Here is a 14,090-nt window from a genome sequence, read left to right as displayed (position 1 = left end):
CCTGGGACAGTTGACGTGAGGTCAGGGGGGATCGTGAAGCAGCGATTCGGTCGGGTTCGCGCGATGCTGACGGTGCTGGTGGCGTGGGGTGTGCTGGCCGGCGGAGGAGTGGCGGGAGGGGCGCCGGCCGCGGCCGCGGGGACGGATCTCCGCCGCTCCGGTGCCGCGCCGCTGGCACCCGGTGTGGCCTACGGCGAGTTCCGGATGACGCTGCCGCGCGGCACCGTGCACGGGCATCTGCTGACCGTCGATCTGGCCGATCCGCGGGTCACGGTGGATCTGCTGTACCCGGGGGCGGTCGGCGCACGGTCCCCGGTCTCCCAACTGGCCGCGGACCGCCGGGCGGTGGGGGCCGTCAACGGTGACTTCTTCAACATCACCGAGACCCAGCACCCGGGCGTGCAGCCGACCGGCGCGTCGGTCGGCCCGGCGGTGGCCTCGGGGCGGCAGCTGAAGGGCGCGGTGCCGGACGGGCAGCGGTTCGGTCCGGCGATGCCGCCCGGTGCGACCACCGAGGACGTGATCGGCGTCGGCTATGACCGCCGCGCCCGCCTGGACCGGCTCGCGCTGCGCGGTGCGGTGCTGACCGGCCAGGGGGCGCTGCCGCTGCGCGGACTGAACCAGTACGCGCTGCCGGTCGGCGGGATCGGCGCGTACACCCCGCAGTGGGGTCCGGCGTCCCGGGTGCGTGCCACCTGCGGTACGGACACCGACCGGGCCGCGCCGTGCAGTACGGAGACCGCGGAGGTGACGGTCCGGCACGGCCGGGTGACCGCCATCGGGGAGGTGCCGGGCGCCGGCGGGGTGGCCGAGGGCACTGTGGTGCTGGTGGGCCGGGAGGACGGGGCGCGGCAGCTGCGCGGGCTGCGCCTCGGTGAGCCGGTGCACGTCAGCTCGTACCTCGTCGGTCAGGGGCACGGCCGGCTGCGCTGTGCGGTGGGCGGCTTCCCGATCGTGCGGGACGGCGCGCCGCTGGCCGGTCTGGACACCGCCGCCGTGGCGGTGCGGACGTCCGCGGGGATCGGGGCCGGCGGGCGGGTGCTGTATCTCATGGCGCTGGACGGGGCACCGGGCCAGACCGGCCTGACGGTGCGCGAACTGGCGGAGCTGATGGCGCAGTTGGGCGCGCGGGACGCGATGGACCTGGACGGCGGCGGATCCTCGACCCTGGTCACCGGCGACGCATACGGGGCCACGGTCCGCAACCATCCGTCGGGGGGCGCGGAGCGGCCGGTGCCCAATGCGCTCGGGGTGTTCTCCGCCGGGTGAGCGGACGGGGGCGGCGTCGCGACCCCGGCGCCGCGTCCCCGGCGGGCCGGCCTCGTTACGGACGCAGGCTGCTCACCACGTCGGCGGCGCCGGACAGCCCCTGGTGGATGTCCGGGGCGAGGCTGCTGCTCGCCAGATAGAAGCCGAGCAGCGCGCACACCAGGGCGTGCGAGAACTTGAGCTTGCCGCTGCGCAGGAAGATCACCGTCAGGACCACCAGCAGCAGGACGACCGAGATGGAAATCGCCACGGGACGCACACCTCCTCAACCGCCGCCCGAACGGACGGCAAGGGGTGGCCAGTTTGGCGTATTTCAGGCTATGTCCGGTTCTTGTCCGGGTGCTCCGATCGGGTGATCACTACGGGTCACAGAGCGGCGGGATGCCGGGAGAGGGCCCACGCCGCGGCCGGGCGACGCACCACCACCGTGGCGTGGATCACCTCACTCCCTGCAACGAAGTGTGGCGATCGGTCGTCTTAGCGGCCGACAGCGCCGCCCTCCCCCCTGCCGACGGAAAGCCCCGAAATGAGCCAGCCCCCTTCCTTCCGCCCCCGGACGTTCCGGCGGCGGTGCCCCGCACTCGCCCTGGTCACGGCCGTCGGCGCGGGCACGCTCAGCGCGTGCGCGGGCGTCGCGGCGCCGGCACCGGTGGCCGACCCGGTGAAGGTGGCGCTGGGGGCGGCCGGCGGCACCAGGACCGTGCAGGCCGGCGACAAGCTGAAGGTGACCGCCGAGGGCGGTGTGCTGACCGCGGTGACGGTGACCGACCCCAGGGGCCGGCGGCTGCCCGGCGGGTTCGGGGCCGATGGCACCTTCTGGACCTCCAGCGCCGAGATCGCCCCGGCCACCAAGTACTCCGTCGTCGCCAGGACCAAGAGCGACCGGGGCGGCGTCGGTGCGGCCAAGGAGTCGCTCACCACCGCGCAGCCGGCCCGGCTCAACACGCTGGTACTCGATCCCGGCACCCAGGACGCCGTGGTCGCCGTCGACCGGCTGCTCACCCTCACCTTCGACCACCCGGTGACCGACCGGGCCGAGGTCGAGCGGCAGCTGCGCGTCACCACCGTCGACCGGACGACCGGCTCCTGGGACTGGACGAAGGACCGCAACGGCAAGGACCAGGTGACCTGGCGGCCCGCACAGCGCTGGAAACCGGGCACCGAGGTCCGGCTGCGGGCGGAGCTCGACGGGGTGGATTCCGGGGGCGGGCGCTACTTTTCCGGCGACTATGACCTGAACTTCACCATCAGCCGGAGTTGCACCGACTCGGACCTGGGGCGGGTTTGTGGCAAGGTCCACGTGGGTGACCCCACCGGGATCACCCAGTCCTCCGTACGAGGGAAAGACGAACACACCACCGGGATCGGAGACTGGCATGACCGGCGATCCCCGTGGCGGCGAAACAGCGCCCTCGCGTAGAGCAGCTGACCCCTTTCAGAGCCTAGTGTGACGGAATGAGCACCGTGCAGGACCAGGATCAACTCACGGGGTGGCGGCGCTTCCGGCGCCGGGTCCCCAATGGCTTCGCCATCATCTTCAGCGTATTGGGGCTCTTTTGTGCCCTGACGGCGCTGATCGGGCCGCTCCGGCGCGGACTCCAGCCGGTGATCTACTGGCTGGACACCCTCACCATCCCGGTGGCGCCGAACTTCGCCTATGCGGCCTTCCTCTTCCTTCTGGGAGCGGCGATGACCGCCCGGAAACGGGTGGCGCTGTGGTTCGTGGTGGCCTACATGGTGCTGGTCATCCTGGCCGACGCACTGTTCCTGGTGTACCGGCTCTGGGAGTTCTCGTTCTCCCTGGTGCTGTGTACCGGAGCGCTGGTGCTGCTGCTCGTCTCGCACCGCGAGTTCTACGCGATCACCCGGCGCGGTGCGTTCCTGCGCGCCATCCTGGTGCTCGTCGGCGGGCTCGTGGCGGCGGTGCTGATCGGCTGGGGACTGGTGTCGCTGGCCCCGGGCACCCTGGAGGCCGGTGGCGCCAACCGGCTGCTGTGGACGGCCAACCGGGTCTGCGGCGGGCTGGTCGGTGGCCATATCGTCGAGGGTCATCCACCGCACTGGATCAGTGCCGTCCTCGGTCTGCTCGGAGCGCTGGCGCTGCTGAACGCGGCGGCCACGCTGTTCCGCTCGCAGCGGATGGAAGCCGCGCTGCACGGTGACGAAGAAGACCGTATCCGGGCGCTGCTGGACCGCTACGGCAGCCAGGACTCGCTCGGCTACTTCGCCACCCGCCGCGACAAGGCCGTGGTGTTCTCCCCCAGCGGCAAGGCCGCCGTCACCTACCGCGTCGAGGCCGGGGTCTGCCTGGCCAGCGGCGACCCGGTCGGTGACCGTGAGGCCTGGACCCAGGCCATCGAGGCATGGCTGGAGGTCGCCGTACGGTACGGCTGGCAGCCGGCCGTCATGGGTGCGAGCGAGGACGGCGCCAAGGCGTTCGCCCGCAGCGGTCTGAACGCGCTCCAGCTCGGCGACGAGGCGATCCTGCACGTCAAGGACTTCGACCTGGCCGGCCGGGAGATGCGGGTGACCCGCCAGGCCGTCAACCGCGTCGAGCGGACCGGTGCGACCTTCCGCGTACGGCGGCACTCCGCGCTGACCGACGAGGAGATGCAGGAGGTCATCCACCGGGCGGACGCCTGGCGGGACACCGAGACCGAGCGCGGCTTCTCGATGGCGCTGGACCGGCTGGGCGACCCCGCGGACGGGGAGTGCCTGCTGGCCGAGGCGTTCGACGGCCGAGGCAACATGATCGCGCTGCTGTCGTTCGTCCCCTGGGGCACGGACGGCATCTCGCTGGACGTGATGCGGCGCGACCGCAGCGCGCCAAACGGCGTCATGGAGTTCATGGTGGCCCAGCTGTGCGCCCAGGCCGGGGCGATGGGCGTGCGCCGGATCTCGCTGAACTTCGCGGTGTTCCGTTCCGCCTTCGAGGAGGGCGCCCGGATCGGGGCCGGCCCGGTGCTGAAGGTCTGGCGCCGGCTGCTGCTGTTCTTCTCCAAGTGGTGGCAGCTGGAGGCGCTCTACCGCTCCAACGCGAAGTACGACCCGGAGTGGTATCCGCGGTTCCTGTGCTACGCGGACGCCGGTGCGCTGGCGCGGATCGCGCTGGGCTCGGGTATCGCCGAGGGCTTCGTCGACGTACCGAGCCTGGGCGCGCTGTGGGGCAAGGGCCACAAGAAGCGGGTGCTGGCCCCGGCGAGCACCGCCGGTCTGCCCTCGCTGGACGAGCTCGGGCTGGTCAAGGCGGCGCCGGCCACCGAAGAGGAGCAGCACGCGCAGGAGCTGGCCGCGCTGCCCGAGCAGGTGCGGGTGCGCCACCTCAAGCTGGAGCGGCTGCGGGAGGCCGGCACCGACCCGTACCCGGTGGGCGTGCAGCGTACGCACACCCTGGGCGAGGTCCGCGACGCGTACCCGGACCTCACGCCCGGTACGCGCAGCGGCAAGTCCGTCAGCGTCGCCGGGCGGGTGCTGCTCACCCGTGACCACGGCGGGGTGCTCTTCGCGGTGCTGCGCGACTGGTCGGGCGATCTCCAGATCGCGCTGACCCGGGACGGCAGCGGCAAGGAGCTGCTGGACCGCTTCGGCTCGGACATCGACCTCGGTGACCATGTCGAGGCGGAGGGTGAGGTCGGCACCAGTGACCGCGGTGAGCTGACCGTGTTCGTCACCGGGTGGCGGCTGACGGCCAAGTGCCTGCGGCCGCTGCCCGACAAGCGGCGCGGGCTGTCCGACCCGGAGGCCAAGGTCCGCCAGCGCTATGTGGACCTGGTGGTCTCGACGGACGCGCGGGACAACCTGCGGGCGCGCAGCACGGCCGTGCAGGCGCTGCGCCAGGGGCTGATCGAGCGCGGCTATCTCGAGGTCGAGACGCCGATGCTCCAGCAGATCCACGGCGGCGCCAACGCCCGCCCGTTCCACACCCATATCAACGCCTACGACCTCGATCTGTATCTGCGGATCGCGCCGGAGCTGTATCTCAAGCGGCTGTGTGTGGGCGGTATGGAGAAGGTCTTCGAGATGGGGCGGACGTTCCGTAACGAGGGCATCTCCTACAAGCACAACCCCGAGTTCACGATGCTGGAGGCGTACCAGGCGTTCGCCGACTACGACGTGATGCTGGACCTGACCCGGGAGCTGATCCAGAGTGCGGCGATCGCCGCGTTCGGCAGCGCCACCGCCCGCAAGGCGGATGAGAGCGGCAAGCTCGTCGAGCACGACATCTCGGGGATCTGGCCGGTCAAGACCGTCTACGGCGCGATCTCGGAGGCGCTCGGTGAGGCGGTCGACGCGGACACCGCGCCGGACCGGCTGCGCCGCCTGTGCCATGCCGCGGCGGTGCCGGTGAAGCCGGAGATGGGCCGCGGCGACATCGTGCTGGAGATGTATGAGCGCCTGGTGGAGGAGAAGACCCAGCTCCCCACGTTCTACAAGGACTTCCCGACCGATGTGTCGCCGCTGACCCGGCAGCACCGCAAGGACCCGCGGCTCGCCGAGCGCTGGGACCTGGTCGCGTTCGGCACCGAGCTGGGTACCGCCTACTCGGAGCTGACCGACCCCGTCGAGCAGCGCCGGCGGCTCACCGCGCAGTCGCTGCTGGCGGCCGGCGGTGACCCGGAGGCGATGGAGCTGGACGAGGACTTCCTCCAGGCTCTGGAGTACGCGATGCCGCCGACCGGTGGTCTCGGGATCGGCGTGGACCGGCTGATCATGTTCCTGACCGGTCTGTCGATCCGCGAGACGCTGCCGTTCCCGCTGGTGCGGCGCCGCTGACGGCATCCGGGCCCGGCCACGACGGGCACGGGACGACTGAGGCCACCCCCATGTCACGGGGGTGGCCTCGGTCGTTCACGGGCGCCGGTCAGGGGCGGTGCCCGGGGTCATCCGGGCGGGTCCTGCCGTTTCTCCCCGCCCGCGGGTCAGCCCGTCCCGCTGCCGGAGCAGCCGGCCGGCGTAGATGCCGCCGCCTGCGAGTACTTCCACTCCGGGTCGAGCAGTTCGGTCTTGAGCTGCTTGGCCGCGGCCGGGCTCTCGACGATGTAGCCGAAGTCCTGGAGCCAGGCCGGGTAGAGGTTCTTGGAGCCGATGTAGAACGCCGAGTCGTCCACCGACACCAGCTTGTGGTGCAGCGCGTAGGGCTTGCCGTCGGCCCAGGTGGCCCGGTCCGAGCTGCGGAACGAGGCGAGCTGGAGGTTTCCGCACATCGCCCGGGATGCCTTCTCGTTGTCGCCGGTGAGCGCGACGAGCCGCTTGCGCAGGGTGTCGCTGATCTCGTCCAGGGACTTGATCTGCGAGTAGCCCCCGCTGCCGACGGCTCCGCGGTTGGCGGGGTCGCTGACGACGATGCGGACCTTCACCCCGGCGGCCAGCTTGCCCGCGAGGGTGTCGTAGGTCCGGATGTCGTAGCGCGGCAGCGGCGGGCAGGTGCCGTTGAGGTCCTGCTGGGAGATCTCGATGTGCTTCCGGGCGCTGCCGATGAGCGAACGCAGCGCGTTCTCCTCGGGGTTGACCGTGTCGTAGTCGCGGTCGTGGTTGGTGTGGTCGGGCAGTCCGACGGTGCACTTGGTGTCGGGGGCCGTGGGCAGGTCGGGGTGGTAGCCCGAGGAGGGGTCGGACTCCTTGATGCCCACGCCGAGACCGCCGACGGCGATGACGGGGACGTCACCGGCCGGTTCGGCGGGGGCGGCGGCGCGGTCCTTCTCCAGGGACGGCATGCAGGAGGCATCGTTCGAGGTGGCGAGCCAGACCTTGGCGGGGTCGGTGGCGTTGCGGCAGGTCCAGTCCCACAGCGTGTCGAGGTACTTCCCGGCCGAGCGGGCGGCCGGCCCGCTGAGCGCCATGTCCACGTCCGACACCGGGTGGTCGGTGTCGAGGTAGTCGTCCTTCCAGCCGTTGATCCCGCCCGTGATGGCCGTCTTCCCGTCGACCACAAGGAGCTTGGAGTGATTCCAGGAGAGCGACGTCTTGGACGTGGTCATCGAGGCGACATTGAACGTGACCTTGCCGGCCGCCGGCCCGAGCTTGTCGATCAGGTCGTCGCGGTAGCGGGACGGCACTACATTGAGGTGGTAGACCGGGGCGGCGCCGACCAGGATGCGCACCCGCGGGGAGTGCCCCGCCGCGACGGACTTCTTGAGGCCGGCGACGACGGTGTCCTCGAAGCCTCCGTTGGGGAACGGGGCCAGTGAGGAGATGTCCACGGTGTCCCGCGCAGCGGCGATGTTGCGGGTCATCTTGTCGAGCAGCTGCCGGGTGCCCGCGCGGTCCTTGCAGTGGGCGTCGCCCCAGCAGCCGGGCGTCTGGAGCAGCCAGCCGGCCGGGTCGCCGTCCGGGGCGTCCAGCCGGTTGCCGTCGGTGCGCTCCCACACGGAGCCTTCGAGGCCGGGGGAGGTGTCGCGGAGCGATCTTTCGATGGCGTCCAGATGCGGGGTGGGCGGGGTGTCCGCGGCGTATGCCGTCGTGGCCGGCAGGGCCGCGCACACGGTCGTCAGAGCGAGGGACGCCGGTATGAGGCGGTGGAGGCGGTGAGGAGCCAAGAACTTGCCTTCTTATGGTGACGATGACGAGCCGGGCGGGCGATCGCACAGCGGCGATCGTCCGCCCGGCTCCGGTTTGCCACCAGAACGTACCGGCTCCTTCCGCTTCTCTCCGCGCAGGAGTCGATCTTCGCTGCACCCTCTGTTCCCGGCGCGGCGTCCGCCGTGTCCGGCCGGTGGTTTCGTGGCGGTTCGGAGCCAGTAGGCGTGCCGTCAGAACCAGTTGACGGTGAGCGGGAAGGCGGCGGTGGCGGTGGCGCCCCTGGCGTCGGTGGCGGTGACGGTGACCGGGAGGGTGCCGGTCTGCCAGGGTCTGCCGGTGATACGGCCGCCGGCGGCGTCGAGGGTCAGGCCCAGGGGCAGGCCGGTGGCGCGGTAGGTGAGCGGGGGTGTGCCGCCGGTGGCGGTCAGCTGGACGGTGCAGGATTGGGCGAAGCGGCAGGTCTGCGGGCCGGGGGTGGTGAGCGTGAGGTCGTCGCCGGGCGGTTCGGTGCCGCCGGTGTCGAACACCCCGGTGACGGGGGTGGCGGTGGCGGCATTGCCCGCGTGGCCGGTGCCGTACATGTCCTCGAAGGTCCGCAGCAGGCTGAAGTGGTGGTAGTCGCCGCTCACCGCACCGCGCTTGACATGGGCGCCGTGGAAGACGGTCGCGATCCGGTTGGAGCCGAGGTAGTTGTCCTCGTCCCAGGTCACCATCAGCAGGCTGTTGTGGTCCTTGGCCCACCGGGCGTAGGAGTCGAGGTTGTTCCTGAGCCAGGTGTCGCCGCTGCCGACCGCGCAGTCGTGCATGTCGTTGCACATGTCCGGGATGACGAAGGACAGCGTCGGCAGCTTGGTGAAGTCGTCCTTGGGGAACTGGGCGAAGGTCTTGCCGGTGGTCACCGGGACGTTCTTAAAGGCGAACCAGGGGTTGTGCTTCTGCGCGTAGCGGCCGCTGGAGCAGGTGGTGGAGCCCTCGTTCGGCAGTCCCTCGTTGTAGCTGGCGAAGGTCTTGCCGGCCGCGATCAGCTCCTGGCCGAGGTTGGGGGCGGACATCGACTGCGCGGTGTAGCAGCCGTCGCCGGTGACGCCCTGGGTGGCGCCGGAGAAGAGGTTGAAGTAGTTCGGCTGGCTGGGGTGGGTCAGCGCCTTCATGCCGGTCAGCTCGGCGCCGTCCTGGGCGAGTTGGTTGAGGTAGGGCGCCTGGGCGTTGCCGATGATCTCGCCGTACTGCTTGTTCTCGAAGACCACGATCACGACATGGTCGTAGGACGGCAGCGCGGACCGGGCGGTCCGGGCGTCCGCCGCGGAGGCGACGGCGAGCAGGCCGAGCGTGCCGAGTGTCGCCACGACCGCCCTGCGCAGGCGGATCGCTGTGCGTCTCATCAGGTTCTCAGCTCCTTGTCCGGGGGGTGAGGGACGGGTGGGGGGTGGTCAGTCCTCGCGCCGGGCCGCGTCCGCGACGGCGATCCGCAGAAAGCGCGGTACGGGCAGACCGCCGCGGCGGCAAACCTCGGCCACCGCGGCCCGGACCGCCGCACGCCGGTCGGGCGGCATCAGCAGCAGCACACTGCGGCCCGGCCGCTGTCCGGGCCACGAGGCGGACCAGGCGCCGGCGCGCAGGGCGTCGTGGACCGCGGTGGCGAGCGCGGTGGCGGTGGCCGTGGCGCCGCCGGTGGAGCGGCGGGCCGTCACCAGCAGCAGGCTCGGCTGCGGGCCGCCGTCCGGGGCGCGCAGCGGCCGGCAGCTGCCGTCGGGCGCGAGCAGCCGGCCGGGCCGGGCGAAGAGCACGGCCCGGCGCAGCGCGTCGTCGCCGGGCACTCCGGCGGCCAGCAGCCGCGCCAGCTGTGCGCGGGCCGGCGGGCAGCCGCCCCGGTCGGCGTGCACGGACGCGACCGCCAGGGCGGCCGCGCACTCCAGCGGCTCGGCGCCGGACAGCCCCACGGCGTCCGGCAGGGTGGCGTTCAGGTAGAGGTCGGCGCCGCCGCGGCCGAGGCCGGCGGCGGCGAGGGTGCGCAGCGCGGCGTACGGGCGGGCCGCCCAGCCGGGGGCGTGGCCGGCCGGTCCGGTGAGCGGGAGTTCGGCGGTCTCGGCCGGGTGGTGGAGCGAGCCGCAGCGCAGCATGCCGTCATCGCGCGGGGCGACGGCCGCGGCGACATGCCAGTTGGCCGCCGCGACCCAGCCGGTGCGGGGCGCCGTACCGGTGCCGGGCGGAGCGGCGGGCGGGGTGAGCCGGAAGGCGTACGGCGCCCGCCACACCGCTTCGGGCGGGCGGTGGTACTCCGTCGCGAATCCGTGGGCGAGCAGCCGCACCAGGGGGTCCGCGGTCGCGCGGCGGGCCAGGTCCACCGTGTTCATCCCAGCTCTTTGCGGGCGAGCAGCCGGTAGGCGTTGCCGCCGTCGGTGGCCCGTGCGACCGCGGTGCGCAGGTTGTCGACGGCGAGGGCGGCGGCGTAGCAGGGAACGGCCATGGCCTGTATGGCACTTCGGGCGGCGCGGCGGGCCCGGGTGGGGCGGACGGTGGCCCAGGGGGCGAGCGGGTCGGGGACGACCCCGTTGGCGGCGAGGGCGACGGCGCCGAGGAAGTCCGCGTTGTTCTGGTGGGCGGGGCCGTGCTGCTCGGCGAGGACGGTGAAGCCCCGGGCCCCCAGGGCCTGTTTGAGGTTGCCGGCCGGCATCAGGTGCTGGTGCTGGGGCTGGAACCAGGGCAGCCAGTAGCGGCCGAGCAGGCGGGCGATCCGGGACTCGGGGTCGGGGAGTTCGATCAGCAGATGGCCGCCGGGGGCCAGGACCTTGACGGCCGCGTCGAGTTCGGCGAACGGGTCCCGGGTGTGTTCGAGGTAGTGGTGCATGCTCACGGTGTCGTAGCGGCCGGCGAGCCGGTCGGCGAGCTCGGGGAACTGGCCCTGGTAGCCGGTGTCGATCCAGCCCCGCCGTTCGGCCTCGTGGACCCCTTCGCCCATGTCCAGCCCGTCGAAGCGGGTGTCGGGCCAGACGCCGCGGGCGACGTTGCAGAAGTGCCCGCCGGCGGTGCCGACGTCGAGCCAGGCCCTGGGGGTGGTGAAGGGCCGCAGCAGTTCGGCGCGGTCGCGGTAGGTGGCGGTCATCCGGCCGAGGACCAGGGCGGCGCCCTCGCCGCCGAGGCCTTCGTAGAAGTCGCGGTAGTAGAAGTCGAGTCCGTCCGGGGTGAGCCGGGGGTTCTGGAAGACATGGCCGCAGTGGCGGCACTCCTCCAGGGTGAAGCGGCCGGGCTTGCCCTGGAGCAGGTCGGGCATCCGGACCCGTACGACCGGGTCGGGAGCCGAGCACCAGGGGCAGTCGGCGCGGCGGGGTTCGAAGAACCGGTCGGTGCCGGCGGCGAGGTCGGCGGTGTACGCGGCGTGGCGCGCGGGGGCGGCGGGCCGGGGCTGTTCGGCGGGCGGGGTGGCCAGGGTGCGCAGCGCGGCGGACAGGGAGCGCAGCGGACGGGACGCGGTGGCGCGGGCCAGGCCGGCCGGGCGCAGGCCGCGGGCCGGGCTCAGCACGGCGGCGGGCTGAAGCCAGTACAGGGCGGCCGCCGCCGCACCCCAACGCGGCTCCGCGAGCGCGCACTTCACCAGCAGCGCCAGACCTGCCAGCTGGGCGGCGGACAGCAGGGCCGGCGGCAGACCCCGGGCGCGCAGCTCCTCGGCGCGCCGGGCCGGGTCCGGGTGCGGCGACCGCAGGCCGGGGGCGATGGCCCAGCCGGTGGCGTCCGGGGCGTACTCCTTGAGGGTGCGCAGGAGGCGGATCAGGCCGGCCACCGAGTGCGGCGGCGGCTCGGTGTCGAGCCCGGCCCGCCGGTGGATGTCGTCGGCCACCAGCAGGGCGTGGCCCGCGCCGTGGCCCGGCGCGCACCGGTCCGTGCGGTGGGCGGCCGGGTCGAGCAGCCGGAGCAGACCGAGGACACTCTCGGCGTCGAGGTGGGCCGGGATCAGGTCCACGACGCGCAGTCCTTCGCGGGTGGCGTGCGCGACCGCGGCGCGCAGGGTCGCCTCGTCGGCCACGACACCGGGCGCGGTGATCAGCTGCCAGCCGGTCAGCGGGGGCCGCGCGGTGTCGTGCGGCCCGGCGGGGTCGAGCACGGGCAGCGCGGCGAGCCTGCGGCGGGCGCGTACGGTACCCGCCCCCAGGGCCGTCACGGCGACGGCCGCCGCCCATCGCGTGCGGTGTCCCGAACGGTGCGCTCGCGTCATGTGGCTCACGGTCCCTTCTCGTTGTCGGTCGGGGCGGTGGCGGGTGCGGACGGGCCGGGGCGCGGTCCGGGCCGCAGTTTCTCCAGGCGGTCGGCCGCGGTGGCGGCGCCGCCCGCCGCGGCGAAGGACGCCTGGATACGGCGGGCCGCACGGCGGTGGGCCGGGTCGTCCAGCACGGCGGACAGGGCCTGGTGCAGTTCGTCCGCCCGCGCGCGGCCGAAGCGCACCCGCACCCCCGCCCCGGCCTCGGCCACCTGGCGGGCGACGATCGGCTGGTCGTCGCGTACGGGTGCCACCACCAGCGGCAGCCCGTACGCGAGCGCCTCGCACACGGTGTTGTGGCCGCCGTGGCACAGCACCGCGTCGAGGTGCGGCAGCAGCTGGAGCTGGGGGACGTACTCCTGGTGCAGCATGTGCGGCGGAATGTCGCCGGCGAGGTCGCCCGGGGCGGCCAGGATCAGCTGCGCACGGTCCGCGAGGGCGTCCGCGGCGCGCAGGACCGCGGGGTAGAAGCGGGCACCCGCCGCGCGGTTGAGGGTGCCCAGCGAGACGAGTACCCGGGCGCGGCCGGGGTCGAGCCGGCGCCACGGGAAGTCGCCGCCGGGCGGACGGGCGCCGAAGGCCGGGCCGACGAAGACGTAGTGCGGCGGGTACCGCCCGGCGACGCCGCCGGGTCCGCCGTTCAAGGTGTGCGCCGCGGATCGCTCCGGGCCGTCGTCACCGATGAGTGCGGGGGTGGAGAAGACCAGAACGAGGTGCGGGGAGAAGCGCGGGTCCCAGCCACCGGGGGCGCCGCACTCGGCGAGCAGTGCCGCGATGCGCCGGTTCACCCACTCCCCCACTTTCGGGAAGTCGTCGAACGGCCGGACGATCTCCGCCGAGGTGGTCGCCGAGGTCGCCCAGGGCAGGCCGTGCCGGCGCGCCACCACGGGCCCGGCGAGGGCCTGTTGGTCGGTCACCAGGATGTCGGGCCGGAAGGCTTCGACGGCGGCGTGCACGCCGGGCAGCATCGCGCGGGCGAGCGGGATGAGGGCCTCCGCCCAGAGGAAGCGCAGGGCGGCGATGCCCCGCAGATCGCGCCATCGCGCACCGCCCAGCTCCTGACCGCCGGCCGCGCCCCGGTCCCCCGCCGGGTACAGCAGCGAGCCTGTGGGGAGCAGCGGGGTCAGTGCCGCGGCGGGGCCGGTCCAGGCGACCTGGTGGCCGCGGGCGGTGAGTTCGGCGGCGACGGCGACGGTGGGGTTGACATGCCCGGCCAGCGGCGGAACGACGAACAGCACTCTCATCGGGCCACCGCCCCGGCCGGTGCGCCGAGCCGGCCCAGCAGCGCGTCACACAGCCCCTCGGTGGCCTCGTTGAGCACGGTGTGCCCCACCCCGGGCAGCACACAGAGTTCGCAGTCCGGTGCGCTCAGCGCCAACTCCCGTGCACCGGGCAGGAGTTCGGAATGCTGTCCGTAGACGGCGAGGACCGGGCACCGCAGCCGGGCGAAGTCGCGGGAGGTGAAAGGCACATCGGCCGCGATGTCCTCGATGACGGTGGTGTGGTTGAGCAGGGCATCGGCGGCGGCGGTCAGCCGGGCCTCCTTGCGTCGCCCGAGGGCCGCCAACTGCCCTGCCAGCGCCCGGTGTTCGAGACCGAGAGCCGCGACGGAGAGAGTGTCGGTCATGTCCTCGATCCAGTCGCCGGTCAGATGGGCGTCGATCAGGACGACGGAGGCGACGAGATCGGGCCGGACGAGGGCGGTGTGCAGCGCCAGCGCGCCGCCGTAGCTGTTGCCGACGAGATGGACCGGGCTGTGGTCGAGGTCCAGGGAGCCGAGCAGGGCGATGAGGTCGGCCACCGAGGTGGCCCGGTCGTAGCCGGTGGGCGGGCGGTCACTGCGGCCGTGCCCCCGCTGGTCGTACAGGAGCACGTCATGTCCGGCGCGGGAGACGGGGCCCGCGAGCGTGCAGTAGAAGCTCGACAGGTTGTCCATCACCAACCCGTGGAGGAAGACGACGGTGGAGCCGTCGGGCCGGGGGCCGCCGTGGCCCGGCAGCCGCTGGGTGTGCAGGCGCAGCCCGCCCGCGGGTGTGAGGGCCATGGCGCG

Annotated in this window: 10 protein-coding genes; 3 read left to right on the top strand and 7 right to left on the bottom strand. The window is 73.2% G+C overall.

Annotation, left to right across the window (positions count from 1 at the left end; translation table 11 throughout):
• Positions 1-63 precede the first annotated feature (63 nt).
• Positions 64-1,269: a phosphodiester glycosidase family protein gene (locus tag CP981_RS33095; RefSeq protein WP_085924975.1), complete on the top strand. Its 1,206-nt coding sequence runs from the start codon at positions 64-66 to the stop codon at positions 1,267-1,269.
• A gap of 55 nt (positions 1,270-1,324) precedes the next feature.
• Here the strand turns inward: CP981_RS33095 and CP981_RS33090 are convergent, their stop codons facing one another.
• Entirely contained in the window at positions 1,325-1,519 is a 195-nt protein-coding gene (locus tag CP981_RS33090) for a hypothetical protein (RefSeq protein WP_018088533.1), read from the bottom strand.
• Positions 1,520-1,795: 276 nt separating this feature from the next.
• Here CP981_RS33090 and CP981_RS33085 point away from each other — a divergent pair, with 276 nt between their 5' ends.
• Positions 1,796-2,689 carry an Ig-like domain-containing protein gene (locus CP981_RS33085; RefSeq protein ID WP_085924976.1) on the top strand — a complete coding sequence of 298 codons (894 nt, stop codon included), beginning with the start codon at positions 1,796-1,798 and terminating at the stop codon, positions 2,687-2,689.
• A 35-nt stretch (positions 2,690-2,724) separates the two neighbouring features.
• Positions 2,725-6,042 carry a bifunctional lysylphosphatidylglycerol synthetase/lysine--tRNA ligase LysX gene (gene lysX / locus CP981_RS33080; protein WP_085924977.1) on the top strand — a complete coding sequence of 1,106 codons (3,318 nt, stop codon included), beginning with the start codon at positions 2,725-2,727 and terminating at the stop codon, positions 6,040-6,042.
• Positions 6,043-6,188: 146 nt separating this feature from the next.
• On the opposite strand, the gene CP981_RS33075 is transcribed toward lysX, so the two are convergent.
• The 6 genes from CP981_RS33075 to CP981_RS33050 all read right to left on the bottom strand — a co-directional run bounded on the left by CP981_RS33075 (position 6,189) and on the right by CP981_RS33050 (position 14,084).
• Positions 6,189-7,805: a phospholipase D-like domain-containing protein gene (locus CP981_RS33075; RefSeq protein ID WP_244329892.1), complete on the bottom strand. Its 1,617-nt coding sequence runs from the start codon at positions 7,803-7,805 to the stop codon at positions 6,189-6,191.
• Between the two features lie 213 nt (positions 7,806-8,018).
• Positions 8,019-9,170 (bottom strand): alkaline phosphatase family protein, encoded by a 1,152-nt coding sequence (locus tag CP981_RS33070; RefSeq protein WP_085924979.1) that lies wholly within the window; start codon positions 9,168-9,170, stop codon positions 8,019-8,021.
• 48 nt (positions 9,171-9,218) lie between these two features.
• Positions 9,219-10,142, bottom strand: coding sequence for a galactokinase (locus tag CP981_RS33065; RefSeq protein ID WP_085924980.1), 924 nt, complete (start codon positions 10,140-10,142; stop codon positions 9,219-9,221).
• Positions 10,139-11,998: a class I SAM-dependent methyltransferase gene (locus CP981_RS39295; protein ID WP_280117051.1), complete on the bottom strand. Its 1,860-nt coding sequence runs from the start codon at positions 11,996-11,998 to the stop codon at positions 10,139-10,141. Before CP981_RS39295 ends, CP981_RS33065 begins: the two co-directional genes overlap by 4 nt.
• A 5-nt stretch (positions 11,999-12,003) precedes the next feature.
• Positions 12,004-13,278 (bottom strand): glycosyltransferase, encoded by a 1,275-nt coding sequence (locus CP981_RS33055; protein WP_085924982.1) that lies wholly within the window; start codon positions 13,276-13,278, stop codon positions 12,004-12,006.
• A gap of 2 nt (positions 13,279-13,280) precedes the next feature.
• Positions 13,281-14,084 carry an alpha/beta fold hydrolase gene (locus tag CP981_RS33050; RefSeq protein ID WP_085924983.1) on the bottom strand — a complete coding sequence of 268 codons (804 nt, stop codon included), beginning with the start codon at positions 14,082-14,084 and terminating at the stop codon, positions 13,281-13,283.
• Positions 14,085-14,090 lie beyond the last annotated feature (6 nt).

It is taken from the genome of Streptomyces platensis (assembly GCF_008704855.1).
Taxonomy (GTDB): Bacteria; Actinomycetota; Actinomycetes; order Streptomycetales; family Streptomycetaceae; genus Streptomyces; species Streptomyces platensis.
The sequence above is the reverse complement of the archived record's forward strand: the minus strand, read 5'-3'. Positions and strand labels throughout refer to the sequence as shown.